Source organism: Arthrobacter sp. zg-Y916 (genome assembly GCF_020907385.1).
GTDB classification, from domain to species: Bacteria; Actinomycetota; Actinomycetes; order Actinomycetales; family Micrococcaceae; genus Arthrobacter_B; species Arthrobacter_B caoxuetaonis.
Genome location: NZ_JAJJOD010000001.1, coordinates 697,773 through 723,644, shown reverse-complemented (window position 1 = coordinate 723,644; position 25,872 = coordinate 697,773). Strand labels below are relative to the sequence as shown.

General features: G+C 66.4%; 23 protein-coding genes. 3 read left to right on the top strand and 20 right to left on the bottom strand.

What is annotated here, in order from left to right; all coding sequences use genetic code 11:
- Positions 1–29 precede the first annotated feature (29 nt).
- The 10 genes from LOC59_RS03510 to galU all read right to left on the bottom strand — a co-directional run bounded on the left by LOC59_RS03510 (position 30) and on the right by galU (position 9,086).
- Positions 30–998, bottom strand: a complete 969-nt coding sequence (locus LOC59_RS03510) for an ABC transporter substrate-binding protein (RefSeq protein WP_227894385.1) — start codon at positions 996–998, stop codon at positions 30–32.
- A complete protein-coding gene (locus LOC59_RS03505; RefSeq protein ID WP_227894384.1) occupies positions 995–1,744 on the bottom strand; it encodes an ABC transporter permease in 750 nt (249 codons plus the stop codon). The genes LOC59_RS03510 and LOC59_RS03505 overlap by 4 nt, the downstream gene beginning before the upstream one ends.
- On the bottom strand, positions 1,744–2,436 hold the full coding sequence (locus LOC59_RS03500; RefSeq protein WP_227915473.1) for an ABC transporter permease: 693 nt from the start codon (positions 2,434–2,436) through the stop codon (positions 1,744–1,746). The genes LOC59_RS03505 and LOC59_RS03500 overlap by 1 nt, the downstream gene beginning before the upstream one ends.
- 2 nt (positions 2,437–2,438) lie before the next feature.
- Complete coding sequence (locus LOC59_RS03495; protein WP_227894382.1) at positions 2,439–3,560, bottom strand: ABC transporter ATP-binding protein; 1,122 nt, start codon at positions 3,558–3,560, stop codon at positions 2,439–2,441.
- Between the two features lie 172 nt (positions 3,561–3,732).
- On the bottom strand, positions 3,733–4,203 hold the full coding sequence (locus LOC59_RS03490; protein ID WP_227894381.1) for an NUDIX hydrolase: 471 nt from the start codon (positions 4,201–4,203) through the stop codon (positions 3,733–3,735).
- A complete protein-coding gene (locus LOC59_RS03485; protein ID WP_227894380.1) occupies positions 4,200–5,114 on the bottom strand; it encodes an N-acetylglucosamine kinase in 915 nt (304 codons plus the stop codon). The genes LOC59_RS03490 and LOC59_RS03485 overlap by 4 nt, the downstream gene beginning before the upstream one ends.
- Before the next feature lie 80 nt (positions 5,115–5,194).
- On the bottom strand, positions 5,195–6,490 hold the full coding sequence (locus LOC59_RS03480) for a phosphotransferase (RefSeq protein WP_229970606.1): 1,296 nt from the start codon (positions 6,488–6,490) through the stop codon (positions 5,195–5,197).
- Between the two features lie 8 nt (positions 6,491–6,498).
- Positions 6,499–7,275: a hypothetical protein gene (locus LOC59_RS03475; RefSeq protein ID WP_227915477.1), complete on the bottom strand. Its 777-nt coding sequence runs from the start codon at positions 7,273–7,275 to the stop codon at positions 6,499–6,501.
- Positions 7,276–7,563: 288 nt separating this feature from the next.
- Complete coding sequence (locus LOC59_RS03470; protein WP_229970605.1) at positions 7,564–8,178, bottom strand: GNAT family N-acetyltransferase; 615 nt, start codon at positions 8,176–8,178, stop codon at positions 7,564–7,566.
- Between the two features lie 5 nt (positions 8,179–8,183).
- Positions 8,184–9,086, bottom strand: coding sequence for a UTP--glucose-1-phosphate uridylyltransferase GalU (gene galU, locus LOC59_RS03465; RefSeq protein ID WP_227894376.1), 903 nt, complete (start codon positions 9,084–9,086; stop codon positions 8,184–8,186).
- A 68-nt stretch (positions 9,087–9,154) separates the two neighbouring features.
- On the opposite strand from galU, the gene LOC59_RS03460 reads away from it, so the two are divergent.
- From LOC59_RS03460 to cpaB, 3 genes are all read left to right on the top strand, one after another.
- The gene (locus tag LOC59_RS03460) at positions 9,155–9,766 is read left to right on the top strand and encodes a 5-formyltetrahydrofolate cyclo-ligase (protein ID WP_229970603.1); all 612 of its coding nucleotides are present in this window, start codon (positions 9,155–9,157) and stop codon (positions 9,764–9,766) included.
- A gap of 91 nt (positions 9,767–9,857) precedes the next feature.
- On the top strand, positions 9,858–10,154 hold the full coding sequence (locus LOC59_RS03455; RefSeq protein WP_227894374.1) for an FmdB family zinc ribbon protein: 297 nt from the start codon (positions 9,858–9,860) through the stop codon (positions 10,152–10,154).
- Between the two features lie 149 nt (positions 10,155–10,303).
- A complete protein-coding gene (cpaB, locus tag LOC59_RS03450; protein WP_227915479.1) occupies positions 10,304–11,050 on the top strand; it encodes a Flp pilus assembly protein CpaB in 747 nt (248 codons plus the stop codon).
- Positions 11,051–11,196: 146 nt separating this feature from the next.
- Here the strand turns inward: cpaB and LOC59_RS03445 are convergent, their stop codons facing one another.
- The 10 genes from LOC59_RS03445 to LOC59_RS03400 all read right to left on the bottom strand — a co-directional run bounded on the left by LOC59_RS03445 (position 11,197) and on the right by LOC59_RS03400 (position 25,809).
- Positions 11,197–11,589 (bottom strand): hypothetical protein, encoded by a 393-nt coding sequence (locus tag LOC59_RS03445; protein WP_229970601.1) that lies wholly within the window; start codon positions 11,587–11,589, stop codon positions 11,197–11,199.
- Entirely contained in the window at positions 11,561–15,496 is a 3,936-nt protein-coding gene (locus tag LOC59_RS03440) for a DUF4011 domain-containing protein (RefSeq protein ID WP_229970599.1), read from the bottom strand. Before LOC59_RS03440 ends, LOC59_RS03445 begins: the two co-directional genes overlap by 29 nt.
- A gap of 87 nt (positions 15,497–15,583) precedes the next feature.
- Positions 15,584–17,173, bottom strand: a complete 1,590-nt coding sequence (gene guaA, locus LOC59_RS03435; protein ID WP_227894370.1) for a glutamine-hydrolyzing GMP synthase — start codon at positions 17,171–17,173, stop codon at positions 15,584–15,586.
- A 91-nt stretch (positions 17,174–17,264) separates the two neighbouring features.
- Positions 17,265–17,687, bottom strand: coding sequence for a DUF3817 domain-containing protein (locus tag LOC59_RS03430; RefSeq protein WP_229970594.1), 423 nt, complete (start codon positions 17,685–17,687; stop codon positions 17,265–17,267).
- Positions 17,684–18,514 carry an SURF1 family protein gene (locus LOC59_RS03425; protein WP_229970592.1) on the bottom strand — a complete coding sequence of 277 codons (831 nt, stop codon included), beginning with the start codon at positions 18,512–18,514 and terminating at the stop codon, positions 17,684–17,686. Before LOC59_RS03425 ends, LOC59_RS03430 begins: the two co-directional genes overlap by 4 nt.
- Positions 18,515–18,569: 55 nt before the next feature.
- Positions 18,570–19,064 (bottom strand): PTS sugar transporter subunit IIA, encoded by a 495-nt coding sequence (locus LOC59_RS03420; protein WP_229970590.1) that lies wholly within the window; start codon positions 19,062–19,064, stop codon positions 18,570–18,572.
- Between the two features lie 17 nt (positions 19,065–19,081).
- The gene (locus LOC59_RS03415) at positions 19,082–20,806 is read right to left on the bottom strand and encodes a glycerol-3-phosphate dehydrogenase/oxidase (protein ID WP_227894366.1); all 1,725 of its coding nucleotides are present in this window, start codon (positions 20,804–20,806) and stop codon (positions 19,082–19,084) included.
- A gap of 53 nt (positions 20,807–20,859) precedes the next feature.
- Positions 20,860–21,999, bottom strand: a complete 1,140-nt coding sequence (locus tag LOC59_RS03410) for a GuaB3 family IMP dehydrogenase-related protein (RefSeq protein ID WP_227894365.1) — start codon at positions 21,997–21,999, stop codon at positions 20,860–20,862.
- Between the two features lie 79 nt (positions 22,000–22,078).
- The gene (guaB, locus tag LOC59_RS03405) at positions 22,079–23,596 is read right to left on the bottom strand and encodes an IMP dehydrogenase (protein ID WP_227894364.1); all 1,518 of its coding nucleotides are present in this window, start codon (positions 23,594–23,596) and stop codon (positions 22,079–22,081) included.
- A 113-nt stretch (positions 23,597–23,709) separates the two neighbouring features.
- Positions 23,710–25,809, bottom strand: a complete 2,100-nt coding sequence (locus LOC59_RS03400) for an acyltransferase family protein (RefSeq protein WP_229970588.1) — start codon at positions 25,807–25,809, stop codon at positions 23,710–23,712.
- Positions 25,810–25,872: the final 63 nt, after the last annotated feature.

Sequence of the window (25,872 nt, the reverse complement as noted above, 5' to 3'; positions counted from 1 at the left end):
GCGGGAGACTGTGCGGGGACTGGGGCGTACTAGGCCAGGCCCTTTTCCTTCAGCCAGGCCTCGGCTGCGTCCTTGGGATCCTGCTTCTGGTCACCGGAGACGGCCTGGTTCAGCTTGATGAGGTCTTCGGTGGTCAGGACGGCGGAGACGCTGTTCAGGATGTCCTGGGCTTCCTGGGTAACTGCGTCCTGGTTCACCAGCGGGACGACCTGCTGGGCAATGAAGTTGTTCTTCGGGTCTTCCAGCACCACCAGGCTGTTCTCCTCGATGGACGGCGTGGTGGTGTAGATATCCGCCGCCTGGACCTTGTCGGTCAGCAGGGCCTGCAGCGTTGCTTCGCCGCCGCCGTCGTTGATGGCCTCAAACCCGCCCGGCACGCAGTTGTACTTCTCTGCCAGTCCCGGCAGTCCGTAGGCCCGTTCCTGGAAGGTGGTCGGTGCCGCGATGGTGATCTCGCCGCAGACCTCTGCCAGGTCCTCGAGCGAGGTGAGGTCATACTTCTCGGCGGTCGCCTGCGTGACCACCAGTGCGTCCTTGCTCTCGGCGTCAGCCGGCTCAAGAACGGCAAGGTTCACGTCCGGGGACTCTTCCTCCAGCGCCGCCGGCAGGGCATCCATGATTTCCTGTGCAGACTGTGCGGTTGCTTCGGTGTCTGCGAACAGGAGCAGGTTGCCGCTGTAGTCCGGAATGATCTGGACCGAGCCGTCCTCCAGTGCACGGTAGTAGATCTCGCGGGAGCCGATGCCCGGTTTTGTTTCGACCTGGATTCCCTCTGCCCGCAGGGCACCGGCGTAGATCTCCGCGATGATCTGGGATTCGGGGAAGTCAGCAGACCCGATGACCAGGGTCGCGGAATCTTCCACCCCGGTTGGAGCGGTGCTGGGCTCCTGGCTCTGCGGGTCCGAGTTCGCTCCGCAGGATGCCAGCACCAGGGCAGCTGCCAGTCCGGCCGCGCCGGTCAGCAGGGTTTTGGCCCGGGGTCGGGTGTTTGTGCTCATGATGATGTTCCTCCTTGGAGACCGGCGGGCTGCGCCTGCCGGTGTTGGGTGAGCGGTTTCCGGGTGCTGCGGAAGCGCAGGCCCGGCGAGAGTACGAGGCGCTGGACGGCTGCCAGCACCAAATCGACGGCGAGGGCCAGAAGCGCGATGAGCAGCGCCCCGCCGAAAAGCCTTCCGTTGTCCCGCAGCTGCGTCCCCTCAATGAGATAGGTGCCCAATCCGCCGAGGGAGATAAACGCGACCACCGAGACCGTCGCCAGCACCTGGAGGACAGCACCGCGGAAGCCGCCGAACACCACCAGCAGGCCGTTCGGCAGTTCGACCCGGAAGAGGATCTGGAACTCGTTCATGCCCATCGCCCGGGCAGCGTCGACCACGGTGCGGTCCACCGAGGAGATCCCGGCATAGACACCGGCCAGCAGCGGAGGAATGGCCAGCAGCACCAGCGCCCAAATGGGCGGCATGAGGCCAATGCCGGCAAGCAGGACGAAGAGGAAGACCAGGCCAAGGGTCGGCAGGGCACGCAGGATGCCGGTGCCGGAGACCACGACGACGCGTCCCCGGCCGGTGTGCCCAATGTAAAGCCCGAGGGGCACGGCAATCAGGACGGCGATGCCGACGGCGAGGGCCGTGTAGCCGAGGTGCTCCAGAATCCGTGCCGGGATACCGCTGCTGGAGGTCCAGTTAGCCGGGGCCGTGAGCCATTCGTACATCTGGACGAGGACGTTCTCGCTTGAATAATCCATCAGGACGCCGCCGTCCGAGCTTCAACGGCTGTGACCGGGAGCCGGGGTGCACCGTTTCGGGCTGCCCGGGTCCACGGGGTCAGCAGGCGCTGGGCGAGGACCAGGACCAGGTCCAGGACAAGTGCCAGCAGCAGGATCAGCGCAATGCCGATCACAATTTCGGTGGGGAAATTCCGGTAGAGACCGTCCATGAACAACCGTCCGAGACTGTCGATGCCCAGCAGTGCGCCGACACTGACCAGGGACATGTTGGAGACGGAGATGACCCGCAGTCCCGCGAAAAGCACCGGCACGGCCAACGGGAGGTCGACGGCGAAAAACCTGCGCAGCGGGCGGTATCCCATGGCGGTTGCTGCCTGCCGCACGTCGTCGTCCACCGAGTTCAGCGCATCAACGGTGGAGCGCACCAGCAGGGCCACTGCGTACAGGGTCAGCGCGACTATCACGTTGGTGATATCCAGCACCCGGGTTCCCAGCAGCACCGGCAGCAGCACGAACAGCGCCAGGGACGGGATGGTGTACAGCACGGCGGAAGAGCCAAGGATGAAGCCGCCGAGTCCGCGGTGCAGCCGGGCAGCCTGCGCCAGCGGAATTGCGATGAGCACACCCAGCAGCAGCGGGATGACAGCCTGGTAAAGGTGCAGGGCCGTGAGCCGGCCAATCAGCTCCGTGTTGGCAAAGAACCAATCCATGCTCAGACCGCCGAGCCGTGCAGCGCCATGCCGCGCCGCAGCCGTGCCTGTTCAATCAGGTCGAAGATTTCCCCGGCCCGCACGACGCCGATGGCCCGGCCCTCGCCGTCGACCACCACGCCCATGCCGGACGGAGAGGAGAGAGCTGCGTCCAGGGCGCTTCGAAGGCTGTCCCCCCGGCGGTGCAGTGAACCGCCCGGCACTACGTCCGCCGGTGACGTTACGGCCGGGCGGCCGGAAGCCGGCACCCAGCCCAGCGGACGGCCGCCGTCGTCGACAGCCAGGGCCCAGCCCTCGCGGACGGGCACGGAGTGATCCCCCAGCTCCACCGGATCAAGCATTTGGACGGGGTGGACGGCCACGCTGTTGCCGGCCTGGAAACCCAGGTGGCGGAACCCTCGGTCCCGGCCCACAAAGCCGGCGACGAAATCGTCCACCGGAGCGCGCAGGACCCCTTCGGGGGTATCGAACTGGGCGAGCCGGCCGCCCACGGCGAAAACGGCAACCGTGTCGCCGAGGATGGTGGCTTCGTCGATGTCATGCGTGACGAACACAATGGTCTTGGCCAGATCCCGCTGCAGCCTCAGCAGTTCCTGCTGCAGTTCGGCCCGGACCACCGGGTCCACGGCGCTGAAGGGTTCGTCCATGAGCAGCACCGGCGGATCGGCTGCCAGCGCCCGGGCCACGCCCACCCGCTGTTGCTGGCCGCCGGAGAGCTGGGCAGGGTACCGCTTGCCCATCGCTGCTGAGAGGCCGACGACGTCGAGCAGTTCGGCCGCGCGGGCACGGGCCTGCCGCCGGGACACTCCGTTGAGCCGCGGAACCGTGGCGATATTGTCGATGACGGTGCGGTGCGGAAGCAGTCCCGAGGACTGCATCACGTAGCCCATGGACCGGCGGAGTTCGGAGGACGGGCTGTCGGCGGCATTCCGTCCGTCAATGTGGATGGTTCCCGACGTGGGTTCCACCATCCGGTTGATCATGCGCAGCGAGGTGGTCTTGCCGCAGCCTGAGGGCCCCACGAAAACCGTGATGGCGCCCTTGGCGATGTCCAGCGAGAGGTTGTCCACTGCAGGAGAGTCGGAGTCCGGATAGGACTTGGTCACGCCCCGGAAACGGATCATGGGCTCAGCAGTCTCTGCCCCTGGCGTTCTGGCATCCGGGATGGACATGGCAGCCTCCGTGTGTTGTAGCAGCTGCACATACGCCCGGATGACCGGCAGTATGCTGACAAGCTGTGGACTTAAGCTATGCGTTTGCGCGCCCCTGAGTCCAGCCGTAAACGGCGTTACGCGCCTAGCGAAGCTGCGCAGGGCCCTCCACGGACGAGGTAGGCGCGGCACTGAGCATCTCCAGTGCCACGTCCACCAAACCCACGCGTTGCAGGGACGGAACCTCATCCAGCGGGAACCAAGCCGCCTGGTCTGTGCTTCCGGACGTTTCGCTGGCCAGCGACCCGCCCGTGACTTCCGCACGGTAGACGATGCGCAGCGCGTGCAGCATGCGGCCTTCGCCGTGCATCCGCTTGGCCGGGGGAACAAAGTGGCTGTCTACACCCAGCAGCCCGGCAAGCTCTACGGAGTACCCGGTCTCCTCAGCGACTTCCCGCACTGCTGCCGTGGGTGCGTCCTCGCCGAACTCGAGTCCTCCCCCGGGCAGCGTCCACGCCGAATTCCCGTGCTGGTTCCAGTGCGCCAGCAGGATCGATCCGTTCCGGATCACGACGGCGTACGCACCGATCCGCACATCGAAGTTTTTCGCACTCATGCGGCGCCGCCTTCGAGCAGGTACCGCACACCGAAGACGGGGTCCTGGGTAAGGAAACGGATATCACCCAGTCCGCGGGCGGAGAGACCTGCCTCAAGCAGTTCCTGGAGCAGCGGCTGATGGATTCCGATCCCGCCGCCGATGACCACCGGCCCGCGCACCTGCAGCTGCGCGGCGACGTCGCCCACCAGACCTGCCAGGTCCCGGGCAGCCGTCGCGACGATGCTGCGGCTCGGGGCATGCCCTTCCTGCGCTGCCTCAAAGACAACCCGGGCCATGGAGGCCCAGTACCGGCGTCCGGTATCCGCATGGAACCGTGCGATGAGCTGCTGCGGTTCGCTGACCCCGACGGCGAGCATGAGTTCTGCGGACAGCCGGTCAGGTTCCTGTCCGAGATCGTGAAGGCGGAGGGCGTGGCGCACCGCCTCGCGGCCGATCCAGTAGGCGCTGCCCTCATCGCCAAGGAGGTAGCCCCATCCACCGGAACGGGCCTGTCTGCCGTCCGAGTCCATTCCCCAGGCCACGGAACCGGTTCCGGCGATGAGGCCAATACCCGCCGGTGCCTCCCCCGCTGCCAGGATCAGCCGGGTGTCGTGAACCACCGTCACCTCGGCCGAGGGAACGTGCTCCAGGATCAGCTCGCGCAGTGCGGCCGCGTCTTCGGGGGTGTCCACTCCGCCGGAACCGGCAATGACCCGGTTGACGCCGCTGGTGCCCAGCGCCGCAAAGATCTCGGCAAGGTTGTGACGTGCCTGTTCACGGGAAACGTTCTGGACGTTGGCGCTGCCGCTGACAGCCTCGGCAACTGCCTCGCCGCCCTGCAGCCTGATGCCGTGGGTCTTTGTTCCACCGATGTCCAAACCGATGGCAGCGTTTTCCGCCGGTTCCGCGGAGTTGTGGCTCTGTTGCATCCCTCCAGCCTACGCAGTCCGGCAGGCCGGCCAGCTATCAAACCCGCTTTTTGACCGGGCCGCAGCCCAACGTCGGAACGCTATCTGTCCTGTCCGCGGCTGCCGCTGAGCAGTTTCGCGGCCGCTTCCAGGCGTGCAGCAGCATTCTCGGCCCGCGTCAGCCTCCCCGCCCTGGCTCCGGGCACCAGGGACAGGGCCACTCCCGCGGCTCGGGCCGCCAACGCTTCCGGCGAGCTTCCCGCCGCGGCAGCGGCGGCGTCGAACCCCTGCCGGTAATCGGCAAGCGCCTGTTCCAGTGCGGAGCCGGGAGCCAGCTCGGCGAGGACTGCGAGGTGGCCCGTAAAGCACGCGAGGTCGTCCACGCGGTGGCCCGGACCCATCCCATCGACGTCGAGCACTCCGGTGATCCTGCCGCCGTCCACCAGCAGGTTCCCTTCGTAGAAGTCGCCATGCACCGGCACCACGGGACCCGGGTCCAGCGCAGCTGTGAGCTCCTCGATCTTCCGGGCCATCGCGCTGATCCTGCCGGCTTGTCCGGGCAGCACAGCGGCAGCAGAGCGTCCGTAAGCCCTGGCACGTTCGGACCAGGCAGGACGGCGTTTCAGCGACAGGGCCGCTTCCGGAAGCTGGTCCAGCAGTCCCGAAAGCTCCTCTGGTCCTGGCGCTGCGCCGCTCTCCAGCGCCCGCAGCATGGGCGCCCCGTGCAGCTCGGAGAGAACGACGGCGCCGCCCGGCCAGGTGCCCGCGGCACCCGGCGGAGGCACGAGACCGGCGGCAGGAACAGCGGTACCGGCAAGCAGGCGGTGCCGCAGGATGAGTTCCTTTTCCTGTCCAAGCTGGAGAACTTTGATGTAGGCGTTTTGGCCGGGAACTGCTGCATGTACTACTGCCCGGCGCAGGGGCCGGTAGGCAGCGAGGCGGAGGCCGGCTCCATCGGCGGTCAGCTGGGGCCGTTCGAAAATCCTTGCCGCTGCCTGCCCGGGATCCAGTGCCCACGCCAGCGACGGCAGCAGCGGATCATAGGGGTGCAACCACAGGGAGAGCGGTGTCCCGTTCAGCGACGTACGTACCGCAGCCGGCGCGGACAACGGGGTTCGCGAGGTGGTGGCGCCGGCATAGAGGCTGAGCGTGGCTCCGCCGCGGTTGATGGCACGGATCCGGTACAGGGCAGAGACCCCGGCACCGGGACGGTGGAAGGTCCGTTGATGGGACCACGAATCCAGGACCAGGTGGGAGCGCGTGAGCAGTTCGCCGATCGGCACCGACATCCCGCTGCTCTCCACGGTGTCTCTGGCGGCCGGTCCGTCATGGACTGCGGCGCGGCTGCGCGGGTCCCGCTGGCTGGGGTTGCGTCCGCCGCGGGAAGGCGGCGCCATTGCGGGTTCTAGGCCCGGCGCCGCTGAAGAACGTCGTCGAGGTTGAGGATGCCGGTGGCGGGACGGGGTTCGATCGCCGTGCTTCCGGCAACGGGAGCCGCGACGGGGCGGATCGGTGTCTTGAGCACGGGTTTCGGGGAGGCGGGTGCCGCCAGCGGCTGCGGTGCAGCCCGGGGCGCAACGGGTGCGTCCACGTAGGTCGGTTTCGGTACGGCGACCGGTTCCCAGGAAGACGCTTCGGCACTCTTGGCAGCTTCAGCAAGGGCCGCGTCGCGCAGTTCCTGGGCTGTCAACCGCGGTATCGGTTTCGGAGCCGGAGCCGCCGGGCGTGTTTCGGCCGGAAGAGCAGCCGCAGGGACGGCCTTGGTCTCTTCTCCGGCGCCGTCGAACACGGAATCAGCGCGGGGGTTGGCTGGCAGTGGTGCCGGCGCCTGTTCGCGTTTGGCAGCGCGGGCGGCAGCGTTGCGGCGGGCCTGCCGGTTGCGGCGGTCGCGCACCGCGAGGCTGCGCAGGGATCCGAAGACACCGGCGATGCCGACGGCGGAGGCAGCGGGAAGCCAGACGGAGACGGCTCCCAGCAAGGCGGCGACACTTCCGGCGAGGACGCCGGCGATGAACACCAGGCCCAGCAGCGCCAGGGTTATGCGCCCGTAGCGCAGCCGCAGGGGCGCCGTGGCAGGTGCAGCCTGCCCGGACGAGGGAACTCCGGCACTGCTGCCGGGCCCGGACGCCGGGCGCACGGATCCGTGCGGCGTGTGCTGGACGCCGGTGCTGGTGTTGTGCATGGTGTTCCCCTGAATACTCGGGTCCGGTGCGTGGTCGGGACTTCTGCCTGCAGCTGGCAAGGTACCTGCTCCGGGGGAAACCGGTGCTGCAGGAGCCTGCTTTCCGTGCAGGTATTGCGGGGCAACCCACAGCAACCAGAGTCCGACGGCTGCCGCCAGTACCAGGGAGCTATTAAGAGGGATGTCCACAAGTACGACCGTAGAAGAAAAGGAACCGCGCCCCCGGCATTAGTAACGGTGTGTCGGCGGACTTCAGGGAAAACTTGCCTGCCAGGGCAAAACCCGAAGTCAGCGGGTAGCCAGCCACCGTTGCAGCAGGCCCTCCGGGACCTCTTCCGCGGTCAGCGCGAAGCTGAGGTGATCCGCCCATCTGCCCGCAATGTGGAGGTAGCGCCGGCGCAGCCCTTCCTCGCGGAAGCCAAGCTTTTCAACCACTCTCCGGCTCGGCCGGTTCTCGGGACGGATGTTGATTTCCATCCGGTGCAGCCCCAGGACCCGGAAGCAGTGGTCAGTAGCCATGGCCACCGCCGTGGGAGCAATCCCCCGGCCCGCACGGTCAGCGTCCACCCAGTAGCCCAGCGTCGCCATGCGCGCCGATCCCCAGATGATCGTGGACACCGTGAGCTGGCCTACGATCGCCGGAGGCACCCGGCTCCCCTGCCGTTCAGTGATGACGAACGGCAGCGCGGTGGCCTGGCGCGCCTGCTGGTTGAGGCTGCGGACCATGCCCGCGTAGCTCGGCAGATCCGCTCCCGAGAGCGGGTTGGTTGCTTCCCAGGGGCCGATCCAATCCGCATTGCGGGAACGGACTTCGTTCCATTCCGCGCGGTCGCGGTAGCGTATGGGCCGCAGTACGAGGTCGCCGCACTCCAGCGTCACGGGCCAGATGGCCGACCCCAGCACGGAAGCTAGCCCTCGGAGGAGCGGTCGAACTCCTTCAGCCAGGCACGCAGCTCCGGCCCGAGGTCTTCCCGCTCGGAAGCAAGCGTCACAACGGCCTTGAGGTAGCTGAGCTTGTCCCCGGTGTCGTACCGGCGTCCGCGGAAGACGACGCCGTAGACGCCGGATCCTTCGCCCTCACCCGAGGCGAGGGTCTGCAGGGCATCGGTGAGCTGGATTTCGCCGCCGCGGCCCGGACCGGTTTCTTCGAGGACACCGAAAACGGAGGGGTGCAGGACGTAACGTCCGATCACGGCAAGGTTGGACGGGGCGTCGGCAGCATCGGGCTTTTCGACCAGCTTGTTGACGCGGACGTAGTCTTCACCTTCGATGACGGAGATGTCGGCGCAGCCATAGGCGCTGATCTGGTCCGGCTCGACCTCGATCAGGGCAATCACGGAACCGCCGGTCTTGGCCTGGACCTCAACCATGGTTTCGAGCAGCGGATCACGGGCGTCGATCAGGTCATCGCCGAGCAGCACGGCAAAGGGATCGTCACCGATGTGGAGCTTGGCACGCAGGACAGCGTGTCCAAGACCCTTGGGGTCACCTTGGCGGAGGTAGTGGATCTCGCCGAGGTCGGAAGACTCCTGGACCAGGGCCAGCTTCTTGTCGTCGCCCTTTTCCTTCAGCGTCTGCTCGATGAACGGCACGCGGTCGAAGTGGTCCTCCAGGGAGCGCTTGTTACGTCCGGTGATCATCAGGATGTCCGGCATACCGGCGTTGACGGCTTCTTCAACGACGTACTGGATGGCCGGCTTATCCACCACCGGGAGCATTTCCTTCGGCATGGCCTTTGTTGCAGGCAGGAAGCGCGTACCCAATCCGGCGGCAGGAATAACGGCTTTGGTGATCTTCGAGCGTGAGGTCATGACGGTAAGAGTACCTAAGGGAAGCCGCAGGGCGCCAAATGCACCGCCGCTGGAGGCACAATGGGGTCATGAGCGCCGAGAGCAAAGAAGATGTCAGGGCCCGTTTCAAGGCGCGCCGGCGGAAAATGGCCGGATTGGCCAGCTCGACGGCGTCCCGGCTGTCCGCTGCGGCCGCTCCCCTCCTGGAATCGCTGCCCGAAAAGTCGTCTGTAGCCTGCTATCTGTCAGCCGGCACCGAACCGGACACATCTGACCTGCTGGCTGCCCTGGATGCAGCAGGGCACACCGTCCTCGTCCCGGTCTGCGAACCGGAACGGCAGCTGTCCTGGTGCCCGTGGACGCCGGCAACGGAACTGGCTCCGGGACTCTTTCCCGGAATACCGGAACCCGTCGGACCCCGGCTCGGGGCGGAGGAAGTCCTGGACCTGGACCTGCTGCTGATTCCAGCACTGGCAGCTGACGCCTCAGGAACCCGGATGGGCAAAGGCGGCGGATACTATGACCGCTTCCTGGCACAGTTCCGCGCCGGCGGCGGCAGTGCACCGGCAGTAGCGGTCGTCCATGACCATGAGTTCCTGCCGGAAGGAGGGCTGCCGGCTGATCCCCTCGATGCTCCGGTAGATGGGGTCCTGACGCCTGCGGGCTTCACTCCTGTGCGTGGAACCGGGGTGTATACTTAGCACTCTAGACCCCAGAGTGCCAACGCTGATCCGAATGACGGTTTCGCGGGTAACACTGAGGTCTTCCTTTCGCCCTTCAGGAGGAGTAAGAGTGCCCACGTATGCCTATGCCTGCAAGGATTGCGGCCACGCGTTCGATATCCAGCAGTCCTTCACCGACGACAGCTTGACGGTGTGCCCCGAATGCAGCGGCAACCTGCGCAAGAAGTTCAACAGCGTAGGCGTTGTCTTCAAGGGATCAGGTTTCTACCGCACGGATTCCCGTGATGCTGCTTCCACGGTTCCGGCTGCTCCTGCCAAGGATGCCGCTGCGGCCAAGCCTGCATCGGAATCTTCCGCACCGGCCCCTGCGCCTGCAAAGCCCGCCGCGGCCGCAGCCGCCAGCTAGAACAAAACCACACAGCAGCCTTAAGAGGCAGAACCGCATCAAGAGATAAGGCGCCACCGGTCCTCCACAGGGACACCGGGGCGCCTTTCTCGTCCCCTGTTCCCTGCTTGTTCCGCCGGGCCAGGCAACCATGGTCCTAGCGTGGGACCATGTCTTCCAGATCGCGCCGCCCGCCCGGGGGCCGCAACCGGGGCCGCGGCCGTGGCCGCGGCATTTCGGCCCAGGGTTCGACGGGGCGGAGCGGGTCACGGTCCGGGCGCGGGTGGTTCCACCGGTTCCTGGTTCGACGCCGGCGCACTCTTGCCGGATTGCTGGCGGCAGCTGCCTGTGGCATTGCGGTCCAGGCGCTGCTGCCCGCTGATGCCCGCACGGAAGCAGCCGTTGCGGTCACGGCAGATCTGCCGGCAGGGCACCTTCTGGAAGCCAGGGATCTGCGGACGGCCCGCGTGCCCGCGGGCACTGCCCCGCCGGGCTCGCTGGCTGGACCGGACGCTGCTGCCGGGGAGCGGCTGGCGGTTCCCGTCAGGGCGGGCACAATCCTGACCGATTCCTACTTTGTTGGGCCCGGGCTGCTGGCGGGCGCTCCGGAGGGCACGGTGGCGGTGCCGCTGCGGCCCGCGGACAAGTCAGCAACCGGGCTGCTCTCCCCGGGCGTCATTGTCGACGTGATCCTGGCGTCGGCCACGGGATTCGACGGAACGGTGGAGACGACTGTCCTTGCCGCAGGGGTGCCGGTGCTGTGGACAGCCGGTGAAGCGGGTGCCGGCGGCACCTGGCCGGGACCGGCAGCGGAGGATGCCGGGCTGGTGGTCGTAGCGGCGAAAGGCCAGGAATCTGCTGCGCTTGCAGGTGCCGGCGAAAGGGGGAACCTCTATCTGGTCCTCAGTGCACGCTAGGAAAACCAGGCCCGCAGTCCGGGCCCAGCCGGGCCGCGCGGGGGCCCAGCTCGGGCCGCGGGGCACGGGGGCCCAGCTCGGGACGCAGGGCGCGGGGCGCGGGGCGCCTGAGATGGGATGGCGCGGTTCAGGGTATCCGCACTGGTTTAGCCCCAGTGCGGCGGGCGCTGTTCACGCAGCCAGTCAGCAGTGTCATCGGGACGGTCGCCCCAGGCCCGGGGATCGTCTTCCTCCGCCACGGAAGGCAGGATGCCTTCCGCCGGGGCAGCAGCCGTTGCGGGGGCCTTGGCAGCCGCAGCGTGCTGCGGCGAGCCTGCGGAGGTTCCCCCGCTCCCCTGCCTGGTCGCCGAATCGCTGGACCCGGAGATCCCCGGGGGAAGGCAAGGTGCCGTCTGCAGCAGTCCCGGCGCCCGCGCGAGCGTCGCCGGGGCCACCGTACTCCGGCGGGAGCGGCGCCTGCCCGGCTCCGCCGAGGGCGCCTCAGCGCCTGCCGGCTCCCCAGATGACGGGCTAAGCTTTTTGTCCTGTTGTGCTGCCATCGCCTGTGTCTTTCCCTCCGGCTGCAGCGGCTGCGGCAGCAGCTGCCGCAGCACGTATTGCGGGATTCGGTTCATTGTCGGCGCGCGGCCTGATCCGGGTGCTGCCGTGGGGCACCACGATGTTCCGGACGGCGGCCGGCGCGGCCTCCTTGATTGGCTCCGGCTGCGTTGCAGGTGCCGGCAAACCCAGGTAGCGGCTGACAAGGCCGGCGCAGGCCGCAGGGTCTGTAAAGACCTCAATGGTCCACAGTGGCATGTACCGCCACCCCAGGCGTTCCAGGAGCTGGGGCCGCAGGCGGCTGCGCTCCCGTACGCTCATGCTCCGGTAGCGCGCTGTGCCGTCAGACTCGATGGCCATCGGAACAGCAGGATCGGATGCGGTCTGCCGGTCTACGGTGGCGACTATGTCAATGACGCCGTCGTAATGGTCCCAGACCTTGGCACCGCGGGACCGCAGCCGTCCCACGAGGTCCGCAACGAGCGGGTCGTCGGACATGATCGAGTTTCCGGCGGGCCGCAGCGGGGCGGCCGTTTCCGGAGCGGCGTCGAGCTCGCGCTGAATCAGGCGGTAAAAGTCCAGCGCTCCGTGGCCGAGGCGGGACTCGTCCAGGTCCGAGGGCTGGAAGCAGGTCAGCACGTGCAGCCGCTGGCGGGCCCTGGTCATGGCGTTTACAAACCGGCCGCGGCCGCCCGGCTCCGAAAGCAGCCCGAAGTTGTGCAGGGCACGGCCATGCGGAGTACGGCCGAAGCCCAGCGAGAAGATGACCGCGTCGCGGACCAGCCCTGCAGCGCGGTCGGCGGTGACTACGCGGAAGGATTCTGCACCCGGTGCGAAGAAATCTGAGGCCCAGGGGAAATTGGCCATCTGCACCCGGATCGCCTCGCCCACCCGTGCCGCATGGCGGGGGCTGGCGGTGATGACTGCCAGCGACTGGCTCGGACGGCGCCGAACGTGTTCGAAGACCAGGTCCACCACCCGGTTCACTTCGGCAGAGACGCTTTCCACGCCCTCCTGGTCCGCGCTCGGCATACCCGTGCCGTCAGCAAGGTACTCAACGGTCAGCGGCTTCTCGCCGGTGGCGACCTCGTCTCCCCGCGGAACCCAGGAAAGCCGTCCCCCGTAGAACTCGTCACTCAGCTGCTTCAGCAGTGCCTTGTCCGTACCGCGGTACACCGTGGACAGGGCACGGCCGGGCAGAATCCGTGCAAGTGCTTCAAACGCGCTCGGAAGATCTTCAGCTGCTTCTGCGGGGTGACCCTGCACGTTGATGCTGAAGGGCCTCGGACCGCCGAGGTTGCCGTCGCCAAAGGCAACGACCTGGCCGGCGCGGGCGATGGCCGGCACGGCAGCCTGCAGGCTCATGGATTCGGCATCCAGGATGATGAGCGCATCGAACCGACGGGAGCCGGGCAGCATCATGGGAAGCAGCAGCGGGCTCGCGGCCCAGACAGGAAGGAGCGAGGATACGAGCGCCTCCGACTGGCTGCCGAGGGAATCCACCGTCAGGGGCCCGGACTTGATGACTTCCTTCAGGCGGTCGGCCTCACGCGGCTGGTCCTTGATGCCTTGGCGCCACCGGCCGGCGAGTGCCCACCGGAGGCGCGCTGCGCCGGACGCGATGTGCGCGTTGTCCGCCAGCCTGTACTCCGCTTCCAGCCTGCGCAGGCTGTCGCCGTCGGACATGGCCAGGTAGTCGTCACCGCTGATCATGGCCTCAAGGGCGGACTGCCACCAGGCCAGTTCCAGTTCGTAGCCGACCTGGCGGGGCGTGACTTCACGGGTTTCCAGGTCATCGAGGAGTTCCCCAAGTCCCTGGCCCCGCATTTCGTCAACGAGCAGGGTCCGTTCCGGCAGTGTCTCCAGGGTTTCCTTGTCCCCGGCCAGCGCCCGCAGGCGTTTCTCGAGGTCGTCCAGCGACTGGGCCGCCAGGTCCGGCTTGCCCGGGGTCCCCGCGAGGATACCGGTCAGTGTGTCCAGCTTCTCCTTGACCGCCAGGTAGGTCCGGTTAAGGTCCGCCAGTCCGGTGGGAACGGACGGGTGGCGCTGGGTGGTCGCATAGCGGGACCAGGTGACCCGCTGCTGCTGGACCTGGACCAGGGACGTGTGCAGGTCCGAGATGTGGACGCCGGGACGAATGTATTCCTTGGCCACGCGCCGCAGGCGGGAGCGGGTCATGGAGCTCATGTCGACGCCGTGTTCACGGCGCCAGGAGGAGGAGGCTGTGGCGGAAATCAGGTCCGTGACGGGACGGTCAAAGATGTCCGGCGTGAACTTGTCCAGGCTTTCGCGCACGGCAACCAGCAGTTCGAGCTGCTCGCCCCATTGCGCGAACGTCTCCCCGAGCCGGATCTGGGAGTGCTCAGCCACTTCCTGGACGCGGGCGCGCAGCTGCGGCAGTTCTTCCGCCAGCTCTTCCGTGAGCCGGTGGGCTGCCTCGGTTTCCTTGCGGTTCAGGAGCTTGGCGCCGAACCAGGGGCTGGAGACCGCAGCGCGCGAAAAGCTGCCGAGTTCCGCTGCCCGGCGCAGGCGGCCGGTAAGTTCCGTGCGGTCGGTGATGCTGTCCAGCACGCTTCGCTTCAGGCGCACGGTTGTGGCCGGAGCGGGCGTCATGGAGGTCAGCTCAGCCAGTGACTGCATCGCCTGGTAGGGCGAACATCCCCAGCGCTGCCGGACGTTGTGGAGGGATTTGACGTGGTCGCGCAGCTGGTGCCGGCTTTCCTGCAGCACCTTGTGCAGGTTCCCGAGGTTGGGCTCGGAGGCCTTCTCGTTGCGGACGATCGCCCGGACCAGGCGGTCGCGAAGCGCTTCTTCGCCCAGCCCTGCGTTGACCTGGAGCACCAGGGAGCCAAGGTTCAGGGCATCCAGTCCGGAGACGAACTCGTTGAGGGTCCCCCGGCGTTCGGCCACCACCAGCACTGACTTGCCGGAGTTCGCCAAGGCTGCGGCGGCGTTGATGGCCGTTTGGGTTTGTCCGGTGCCCGGAGGCGCGGAAACCACCAGGGATTCGCCGGCGGCGACGAGGTCCAGCACGTCCTGCTGTTCCTGGTCGGCGTCCAGCACCAGCAGTTCATCGGCCGGGGACCGGTCGTCCAGCGGCGGCAGCCCCGGGTCGGCGGCTTCGGCCGGTTCGGCGCTTCCGTTGACGGCCGCGTCCATGAGGGCACGGAGGATCGGGTGCGAGGGGTCCAGCGCGGCGTCGCCCGCCAGATCGGGAAGGTCGGCAAAGGTGGAGAGCAGCAGCCGGTGTTCAATGTTCATCCCGCGCACGCCGTCGGTCAGCGCCCGCAGGCGGTCCAGGACGGGATGCGGGTCGAAACGTGCGGTCCCGTACGCCAGCTTGGCCAGGGAATCGGCGTCGACGTCCAAGCCCTGCTGGACCTCCAGGTGCCGCACGAGAGCCGGATTCAGCTCTGCCTTTCCGGTGAGCTGCAGCTCGTAGTCATCCTGGGAAGCGTGGACCGTGAGGGTGACAGGCGTCAGCAGTACCGGGGCAGTGAGGGATTCCGGCCGCACCGCTTCATCGGAGGCATACCGCCAGGACGCAGTGCCCGCGGCGAGGTACCCGACGTCGAGTCCGCGGTCGGAGCCGAGTTCGTAGATCTTTGCCCGCAGCAGGCGTGCTGCACGCATCGCCGTGCGGTAGTGGTCGGCGTCGCGCAGCAGGGTTGACAGCCGGGTGCGGCGGCCGGCGAGTAGCTGCGCCAGGCCTGAGGGATGCGCGTGGGTCAGGTCGATGCTGTTATCTGCCGAGACGGTGAAATGGAGCAGGGTGTCCGTCCCCGCATGCTGGCCCAGCCCGGCCAGCCACGGCAGCAGGAAGTCCGAGGCACTGTCCCCGGGATTCTGCTCAGACACTGGAGTCCTCTTTCCTGCACTTCCGCGCGACGATCTCGACCAAACTGGCATACCCTCCAAGCTATCGTCAATTGCCGGATAGCTCCGAATAGCAACGCGGGGGGACGGCTTTTCAGCCGTCCCCCCGCGCCTAAGATGCTATTCCCACTCAATCGTTCCCGGCGGCTTGCTCGTGACGTCGAGAACCACCCGGTTGACGCCGTCCACCTCGTTGGTGATCCGGTTGGAAATCCGAGCCAGCAGGTCATACGGAAGCCGTGACCAGTCTGCGGTCATGGCGTCTTCGCTGGAGACCGGACGCAGGACGATCGGGTGCCCGTAGGTCCGTCCGTCTCCCTGGACACCGACGCTGCGGACATCAGCCAGCAGCACTACCGGCATCTGCCACACGTCGTCGTCCAGGCCCGCTGCGGTGAGTTCGGCGCGCGCAATGGCGTCGGCGCGGCGCAGCAGGTCCAGGCGCTCCTGGTTGACTTCGCCGATGATGCGGATGCCCAGCCCGGGACCGGGGAACGGCTGGCGGCCGACGATCTCGGCCGGCAGGCCGAGTTCGCGCCCTACGGCACGGACTTCGTCCTTGAAGAGCAGACGCAGCGGTTCGACAAGCTCGAACTGCATGTCCTCGGGCAGGCCGCCCACGTTGTGGTGGCTCTTGATGTTGGCTGCACCTTCGCCGCCGCCGGATTCAACGACGTCGGGGTAGAGGGTGCCCTGCACCAGGAACCGGATGGGTTCGCCGGCAGCTTTGGCCTCGGCCATGATGGCACGCTCGGCTTCTTCGAAGGCACGGATGAACTCGCGGCCAATGATCTTGCGCTTGGTCTCCGGGTCGGTCACGCCGGCCAGGGCGTTCAGGAAGCGCTCCTGCTCGTTGGCGACGTAGAGGTTGACGCCGGTGGCGGCAACGAAGTCGCGTTCAACCTGTTCGGCTTCACCTTCACGCAGCAGTCCGTGGTCAACGAAGACGCAGGTGAGCTGGTCACCGACAGCCCGCTGCACCAGGGCAGCGGCGACGGCGGAATCCACGCCGCCGGACAAACCGCAGATCACGCGGGAGGAGCCAATCTGCTCACGGATCCGCTCGACCTGCTCCTCGACGATGTTGCCGGTGGTCCAGCTGCGGTCCAGGCGGGCTCCCTTGAACAGGAAGTTCTCCAGGACCTGCTGGCCGTGCGCAGAGTGCTTGACCTCGGGGTGCCACTGCACACCGTAGAGCTTCTTTTCCTCGTTGGCGAAGGCCGCCACGGGTGCGCCGGCAGTGCTGGCAAGGACGTCGAATCCCTCCGGGGCTTCCTGCACGCTGTCCCCGTGGCTCATCCAGGTGTTCTGGTGCTCGGGAGTGCCTTCGAGGATGGAACGGCTGCCGTCAACTGCGGCGGCGTCGGTCGATCCGTATTCGCGCAGGCCGGTCTTGGCGACCGTGCCGCCCAGGGCAGCGGCCATGGCCTGGAAGCCATAGCAGATCCCGAAGACCGGAACTCCTGCCTCGAACAGTTCAGGGTCTACTTTGGGGGCGCCCTCGGCGTAAACGCTGGACGGCCCGCCGGAGAGGATGATGGCTGCCGGGTTCTTGGCCAGCAGCGCTTCAGTGCTGTAGGTGTGCGGCACAACCTCGGAGTAGACGTCGGCTTCGCGTACGCGCCGGGCAATCAGCTGGGCGTACTGGGCACCGAAGTCCACAACCAGGACGGGGCGCTCTTCAATAGGAGCAGTCGCGGGATTAGTCACGGTTTCAAGGATAGTCGCCGCGGTGCCCCTGCCGCACATCAGGGCGGCTGGCGGGACTGTGTGACGGCCTTAGCCGCCACACGGTTAATAGCTAATAGCGCTTCGCGGCCTCAGGGTGCGCGGCGAGCTCGGCAAGGACCTGCTTGTGGGTGCGGACCTCCACGATGAAGGACAGGAAGGGCACGACGCCGCCGAGCGCAACAACGATGAACTTGGTGAAAGGCCACCGCATGAGCTGCCACAGCCGGAAGTCGGCGAAGAGGTACACAACGTACAGCCAGCCGTGGGCGATCAGCACAGCCGTATAGAGGTTCAGCCCTCCCAGCATGACCGGCGGAATGTTGAGCATGTACTTCATGACCATTTCCGCCACCAGGAGCAGCAGGAAAATGCCGGTCACCCAGGAGGAGACCTTGTAAAAGGTCAGGGCCGAGCGGATCTGCGCGTGCGTTCCGCCAAACCGGCGCTTCTTCTTCTTCGGGCGCGGGGGCCTGGTGACTGCGGGATCGCTCACTTCTTTACCTCACTGCTGGTTGGTGCCGGCGGCTGTTCTTCGCCGTCAACGTCTTCAAAGTCGTCTTCGTCATACTCGTCGTCCTCGTATTCGTCCTCTTCGAGGCTGCGCTGGTAGGAGTCAGCGAGGAGGCGCCACCAGAGGAACACCGCAAACCCGGCGAACACCACCCATTCGACGGCGTAGAAGATGTTCATCCAGTTGATGGTGGTTTCCTGCGGCTGCGGCGCCACGGTTACCGTTTCCAGGTCGCTTGCGGCTGCAGGCTCACCGTCCACCAGGGTTTCGTGTGCCGTGACGAAAGCCGAGAAGAGCGGCTCGTCCCAGAGGTTGCCCAGTTCGGCGGTGGACAGGGCTGCAGAAGTTCCCTCCGGTACAGGTCCGGCAATCGGCGCTTCGGTGGGCAGCAGCCGCCCGATGATCGTAATTTCACCCTCCGGTGCACTCCCCGCCGCAGCAGGATCGGCGGTCCATCCGCGGACGACGGGAATGGCTGCGTCTGAGGGCGCGTCGTCGACGTCGAACGCCGTGACGACCCAGTAGCCTTCCTCTCCGTCCTGCAGACGGTTCTGGACCAGAACCTGGTCCTCCCGCTGGAAGGTGCCCGTAAAGGTCACCATTTGGTCTGCTTCGGTCGCGTAAAGCGGTACGCCGGGGGTGAAGACTTCCGTGAGCGGACGTACTTCCTCGGTGGCGGTGACCGGAGGCGGGCCCTCGCTTTCAGCGGCGGAGAACTGCCATTCCGAGAGCAGCACGAACACGGTGGAAATGGCCAGGGCAAGGATCAGGCCGGCGATCCATCGCGGTTGCAGGGCAGTCTTAAGCACGGCTTAACGGTACTTCGTAGTCGTGTAGAAAACCCAATGGACGGTGCCCCGGTGCCTAATGGTCAAAGAACACCAGCGAGGAATTAATGAGCTCGGCGATGACTTCGGGATCCTCTGCATGCCTCAGTGAGTCCCGGAACGCCGGCCGGAAGAGGGAACGCGCCAGCGTCGCCAGGACTTCCAGATGTTCGGAAAAGGAGGCGGCGGGGGTAGCTATCAGCAGCACCACAGTCGCCGGGCCGTCTGATGCACCGAAGTCAAGGCTGTGCCCGTACTTGCAGATCCCGACGGCAATCGAGGTCTGTACCGCATACCGGCTCCTCGCGTGCGGCAGCCCGATCCCTCCGGGCAGGCCCGTGGCCATCTGGTGCTCACGGGCGCTGACATCGTTGATGAACCCCTCAAGGTCCGTCAGCCTTCCCTGCCGGTACATCCGCTCCGCCAGCTGCGCCGCAGCGTCCGTCCTGTCCTTGGCCACCATTTGCAGGATGACCATTTCCGGCTCGGTCAGGACAGCGCCCTTTTCATTCAGGCTCAGTTCGTCGCTCATCCGCTGGTGTCCCCGGGCTAGCGCTGCGGTGCTATGTCCTCGACGGCAAGCCGGGCTGCGTCGGCGGAAACGTCATCGGGCTGCTTTTGGCTGAGCCGTTCTGCTTCCACGCGGGCCAGGTAATGACGTACTTCGCTCTCCACCCGTTCGGCGTCCCAACCGAGGACAGGGGCCATGAGGTCCGCCGCAACGGGAGCCGCAGAGACCCCCCGGTCCCAGGACTCGATGGAGATCCGGGTCCGCCGTGCCAGCACATCTTCCACGTGCCGGGCACCCTCGTGCGTCGTGGCGTAGACAACCTCGGCGCCCAGGTAGTCATCAGCCCCTGGCAGCGGTTCTCCCAGCTTGGGATTCTCGGCAATCAGGTCGAGCACCTCGGTTGCGAGGGCACCGTAGCGATTGAGCAGGTGCTCCACGCGCACCACATGGATTCCGTATTCATCGGCTGTGCGGTGCCTGCGGTTCCAGGCTGCCTTGTAGCCCACGGCACCAAGCAGCGGGATCGTCTGGGTGCAGCTTTCGGGCACCTTCTCATCGAGCGCCCGCGCTGCTTCGTCGACGGCGTCCTTCGCCATGACACGGTAAGTGGTCCACTTGCCTCCGGCCACGACGACCAGGCCGGGAACCGGGTGGGCCACCACATGTTCGCGCGAAAGCTTGGCGGTGGAATCGTTCTCGCCGGCCAGCAGCGGCCGCAGCCCCGCATAGACGCCTTCCACGTCTTCACGCGTCAGCGGCGTCTTCAGGACGGTGTTCACGTGTTCGAGGATGTAGTCAATGTCCGCTGACGTGGCCGCGGGATGGGCCTTGTCCAGGTTCCAGTCCGTGTCCGTTGTGCCGATGATCCAGTGCCGGCCCCACGGAATGACGAAGAGCACTGATTTTTCCGTGCGCAGGATCATGCCCACGGTGGACTGGATGCGGTCGCGGGGAACCACCAGGTGCACGCCCTTGGACGCGCGGACCTTGAGCTGGCCGCGGTCGGTGACCATCGCCTGCGTTTCATCCGTCCAGACGCCGGTGGCATTGACCACCTGGCTCGCACGAATATCAAACTCCCGGCCCGTTTCCTGGTCGCGGACCCGGGCACCGACAACGCGCTCGCCCTCACGCAGGAAGTCGACGACGGAAAGCCGGTTCACCGCTGTGGCACCGTAGTGGACGGCGGTGCGGACCATGTTCGCCACGTACCGCGCGTCGTCGACCTGCCCGTCGTAGTAGCGGATGGAGCCAATCATGGCGTCATCCTTCAGGCTGGGCGCAGCACGCAGGGTGCCCCGCCGGGTCAGGTGCTTCTGCATCGGAACACCCCGGGAGTTCCCGGAGGTCATGCCGAGGGTGTCATAGAGGAAGATCCCCGCGCCGACATAGGGCCGCTCAACAAACCGTTTTGTCAGCGGGTACAGGAAGGGCACAGGCTTCACCAGGTGGGGCGCGATGCGCTGCAGCAGCAGGCCCCGTTCCTTCAAGGCTTCCTGCACCAGGGCGAAGTCCAGCATCTCCAGGTAGCGCAGGCCGCCGTGGATGAGCTTCGAAGACCGGGAGGAGGTTCCCGAAGCCCAGTCCCGGGCTTCGACCATGCCGACCTTGAGTCCCCTGGTGACAGCGTCAAGCGCAGCGCCTGCCCCGACCACTCCGCCGCCCACAATCAGGACGTCCAGTTCCCCTCCGGGCTCTGACGTCGCCTGAAGTTTTTCCAGGGCAGCTTCGCGGTATTCCGGACTGAGTGCATTTGTTGCCATGGTCAAGATTCCTCTCTGAAGCAGGTGCCCCGGGGGTGTGGGGTCGATCGCGATCAGGTGTTGTATTGGTAGGGGGAAACCAGCATCTCGATGCGCTGGAAGGCCTTCAAATCAGAGTATCCGGTGGTAGCCATTGCGCGCCGCAGTGCACCCATGAGGTTGGAGGTCCCGTTGGTGTGATGGGAGGGCCCCCACAGTACTTCCTTCAGCGGGCCGACGGTATCCAGGTGAACCCTGTCGCCGCGCGGAAGCTCACCATGGTGTGCTTCCTGTCCCCAGTGCCAGCCGCGGCCCGGAGCTTCTTCGGCGCGGGCCAGGGCGGAGCCCAGCATGACGGCGTCCGCGCCCATGGCGATGGCCTTGACGATGTCGCCGCTGGTGCCCATGCCGCCGTCGGCAATCACGTGGACGTACCGGCCGCCGGACTCGTCCATGTAGTCACGCCGTGCTTCAGCGATGTCGGAAATGGCCGTGGCCATCGGCGCGTGGATGCCCAGTGCGCGCCTGGTGGTTGTGGTGGCCCCTCCGCCGAACCCGACCAGGACGCCGGCCGCGCCGGTGCGCATCAGGTGCAGTGCCGGGGTGTAGCCGGCGGCGCCGCCAACGATGACCGGAACGTCGAGTTCGTAGATGAACTGCTTCAGGTTCAGCGGTTCAGCATTCTTGGAGACGTGCTCGGCGGAGACAGTTGTTCCGCGGATCACGAAGATGTCCACACCGGCGGCCAGGACAGTCTTGTAGAACTCCTGGGTGCGCTGCGGGGTGAGGGACCCGGCAACTGTGACGCCGGCGTCGCGCATTTCCGCGAGGCGGGAAGTGATCAGCTCTGCTCGGATCGGGGCCGTGTAGATCTCCTGCAGCCGGCGGGTGGCTGCCGGGTTGAAATTCTCCTGGCTGAGGACGGCGATTTCGTCGAGGACCGGCTGCGGGTCCTCGTAGCGGGTCCAGAGTCCTTCGAGGTTCAGGACCCCGAGGCCGCCCAGGCGGCCGAGTGCAATTGCCGTGGCCGGTGACATCACCGAGTCCATCGGAGCGCCGATAACCGGCATCTCAAACTGGTAGGCGTCTATCTGCCAGCTGACCGAGACGTCCTGGGGATCGCGGGTGCGCCGGGAGGGCACAATCGCTACGTCATCCAGGGAGTAGGCTCTGCGCCCACGCTTGCCTCGGCCAATCTCTATCTCGTTAGTCACTGCTCTAGGTTATCCCAGTCGCAAAAGGAAGCAGGCACCGCTCCGGAACGGAACGGTGCCTGCTTCGAGGACCAGCGGCCTAGCGGCGGCCGTAGTTCGGCGCTTCGACGGTCATCATGATGTCGTGCGGGTGGGATTCCTTCAGGCCCGCAGGCGTGATGCGGACAAAGCGTCCCTTGGCCTTGAGCTCGGAAATGGTGTGCGCGCCGGTGTAGAACATGGTCTGGCGCAGGCCGCCCACCAGCTGGTGCGCGACGGCGGACAGGGGCCCGCGGTAGGGCACCTGGCCTTCGATGCCCTCGGGGATGAGCTTCTCATCGCTGGGGACGTCCGCCTGGAAGTAGCGGTCCTTGGAGTAGGACGTGTTCTTGCCGCGGGTCTGCATGGCGCCCAGGGAGCCCATGCCGCGGTACGTCTTGAACTGCTTTCCGTTGACGAAGACCAGGTCGCCCGGGCTCTCCGCCGATCCGGCGAGCAGGCCGCCGAGCATCACGGTGTCCGCGCCGGCAACAATGGCCTTGCCGATGTCCCCCGAGTACTGCAGGCCGCCGTCGGCAATGACCGGTACGCCCGCGGGAATGGCAGCCTTGGCCGCTTCATAAATGGCCGTAATCTGCGGGACGCCGACGCCGGCGACCACGCGGGTAGTGCAGATGGAGCCCGGACCCACGCCGACCTTGATGGCGTCAGCGCCGGCATCAATCAGGGCCTGGGCACCTTCGCGGGTCGCTGCCTGGCCGCCGATGACATCCACGTGCGCTGCTGCCGGGTCCTTCTTGAGGCGGGCAATCATTTCCAGGACGCCTGCGCTGTGGCCGTTGGCGGTGTCCACCACGAGGACGTCGACGCCGGCATCCACCAGCGCCATGGCGCGTTCGTACCCGTCACCGAAGAAGCCGACGGCGGCACCGACGCGGAGCCTGCCCTCGTCATCCTTGGTTGCGAGCGGATACTGCTCGGCCTTGTCGAAGTCCTTGACCGTGATCAGGCCCTGGAGGCGTCCGGCGTCATCCACCAGCGGCAGCTTCTCAATCCGGTTCTTGCCCAGGAGCTCAACCGTCTCCTCCGGGGTGATGCCCACCCGGCCGGTGATCAGCGGCATCCGGGTCATGACTTCCCCGACCTTGCGGGAGGGGTACTCGGACTTCGGGATAAAACGGGTATCGCGGTTGGTCACGATTCCCAGGAGCTTGTTTTCCGGATCCACGACGGGAAGGCCCGACACCCGGAAATGCGCGCAGAGATCGTCCAGTTCCTGCAGCGTGGCGTCCGGGTCGATGGTGACCGGGTTGGTGATCATGCCTGATTCGCTGCGCTTGACCCGGTCCACGTGTTCGGCCTGGTCCGCGATGGAGAGGTTGCGGTGGATGACACCCAGGCCGCCGTGGCGGGCCATCGCGATCGCCATTCGCGATTCGGTCACGGTATCCATGGCTGCGGAGAGCAGCGGGGTCTGTACCGTGATCCGCTTGGTCAGCCGGGAACTGGTGTCCGCCTCGGACGGGATGACGTCCGTGGGACCGGGCAGCAGGAGGACGTCATCATAGGTCAGGCCGACGAAGCCAAACGGATCGTGTTCTGGGGACTGCTGGCTCAAGTGCGCGCCTCTTTCAGGACCGGGGAGTTGTGGGGCCGGGCATCACGGCCGCGTTTATCCAATCGTAGAACGAAATGGACAGGGTTCCGTATTCCGGACGCTACCTGGTCCAGCTAAACCGACGCTGGCACGGTGACGCCTTCCCACCCGGTGGCGTCGAGGATCCGCTGGGCCAGTTCCGGGGAGACGGTCTCCATGTAGGTGCGGTTGAGGTGGTCGTGGTCCTTGTAGACGATCACGTTGCCGATGATGCCGGGGCAGGAGTCCTCAAAACAGAACTGGTCGCTCATGTCCAGGACGTGGACGCCCGGGATCCGTTCCTGGAGTCCTTCCAGAGGGGAAACCTCTGCCAGCAGCTCGCTGCGCGGGACGTGGCAGGCCTGGACGGAGAGGTCGTTTGCCTCCAGGCACTTGAACATATCGAACTCGAAGCGCGGGTTGTCCCGCATGGCCAGCACGGCGATCCCGGCTTCATCGAAGGCCCGCACGCCGTCATCGTAGCCGCCGGCCAGATATTCGGCCGGGCTGGATTCTTCGGTGACGGAGGCGACAGTGAACACGGCGTCCGGCATCAGGCCCAGGGTGTATTCGCCTGCTGCCTCATTGAACGCGTTGCATTCCTCGGAGCGTTCCGGATCCGCCGCCCCGTAACGGCATCCCATCTTCAGGACGGTGACCACGTGCCAGTCATTGGCCAGCGCGACGGGCCGCAGCGCTGCCGTCCACTGCATGGCGTGGGAATCGCCGAGCACGACGATTCTCTTTTGTGCACCGTCTGCGCTGCCGATCTGCTTGCAGGACTTTTCCAGGACGCTGCCTTCAGCCGGAGCGAATGCTTCGTCGCACGCATGGTCGAGCTTCGCCCATTCCTGGTCCATCTCGGACGCGGAAGGTTTCACCAGGGCGGTCGTCGATGCAGCGGTTTGGAATTCAGGATCGAGTGAGAGGGCGCCGGGGTTGTCGGCAATGCTCTGCAGCCTGACTGCCTGCGCATCAGAGGCAACCTTGGCCTGCCACCCGGCCAGGGGCGCTGCGACCAGCGCGAAGGAGGCGGCGAGCACCAGTGCGGAGCGCCACGATGCGGCTTCCGGCCAGGACCAGCCGCGCAGCGGGGTTTCCACCAGTTTGGTCGTGAGCACCGCCAGGAGCAGCGAAACAGCAATCACTGCGGCGCCGTCGACGATTCCGGCGTTTTCCTGGCCGGAGGCGATGAGCCAGAAGACGAGGACGGGCCAGTGCCAGAGGTACAGGGCATAGGAGTTGTCTCCCAGTTTCACCAGCGGCTTCGCTGTGAGCCAGCGGTCCGCTCCCAGCCTGCTGCCGGTGTCACCCGCAGCAATCACCATGGCGGCTGCCAGGGTGGGCCACAGGGCCAGGTATCCCGGGAACTGCTGCTGCACCTGCAGGATGATGCCGCAGCCGAGCATGGCTGCCACGCCGGTCCAGCCGATCAGGATGCGAAGCCTGCGGCCAAGGTGCAGATACGGCAGCGCGAGTGCCAGGAGGGTTCCAAGCGCGAATTCCCAGAGCCGGGTCCGCGTATCGAAGTATGCATACGCCTGGTTCGCGCCGGTCTGCCAGATGGAAAACGCGAGCGAAGCGGCGAAGATTATCCCGAAGATCCCGGTGAGCACGGTTCGGTAGCCGATTCGGGCCAGCCGGGCCGCCGGAAGCGCAGCAGCGAAAAGAAGCGGCCACAGCAGGAAGACCTGGCCCTGGATCGAGAGGGACCAGAAGTGCTGGAGCGGGCTGGCGCCGCTGTGGTCAGCGGCCAGGTAGTCGACGGCGTTGTTCGCCAGGGTCCAGTTCTGCACATAGAACAGGGAGGACCAGGACTCGGTGATGAGGTCCTGCCGGTAGCTGGCGGGCAGCAGGAATGCAGTGGCCGCGAGGACGGAGAGGAGCACGACGACGACGGCCGGCAGCAGCCGCTTGAACAGGTGCAGCCAATAGCGGCCCAGGGCCAGTGCCCTGCCTGCTTCGGCTTTGCGGACAAAGGAACCGGTCAGCAGGAAGGCGGAGATAAGGAGGAAGACGTCCACTCCGCCGGAAACCCTGCCAAGCCACACGTGGTAAATGACAACCAGTATCACCGCCAGCGCCCGCAGGCCCTGGACTTCCGGACGGTAGCGGCGTTCACCGGCTGCGGGGGCGGAAGGAACTGACGGTTTTTCGGAGCGCGAAGCGGCAGCGTGCTGCTCGGTTGCTGACACTTGCGGGTGTCCTTTCAGATGGCAAATACCGCAAGAGTTTACCTGTCCCTGCGCCCGCCCTTT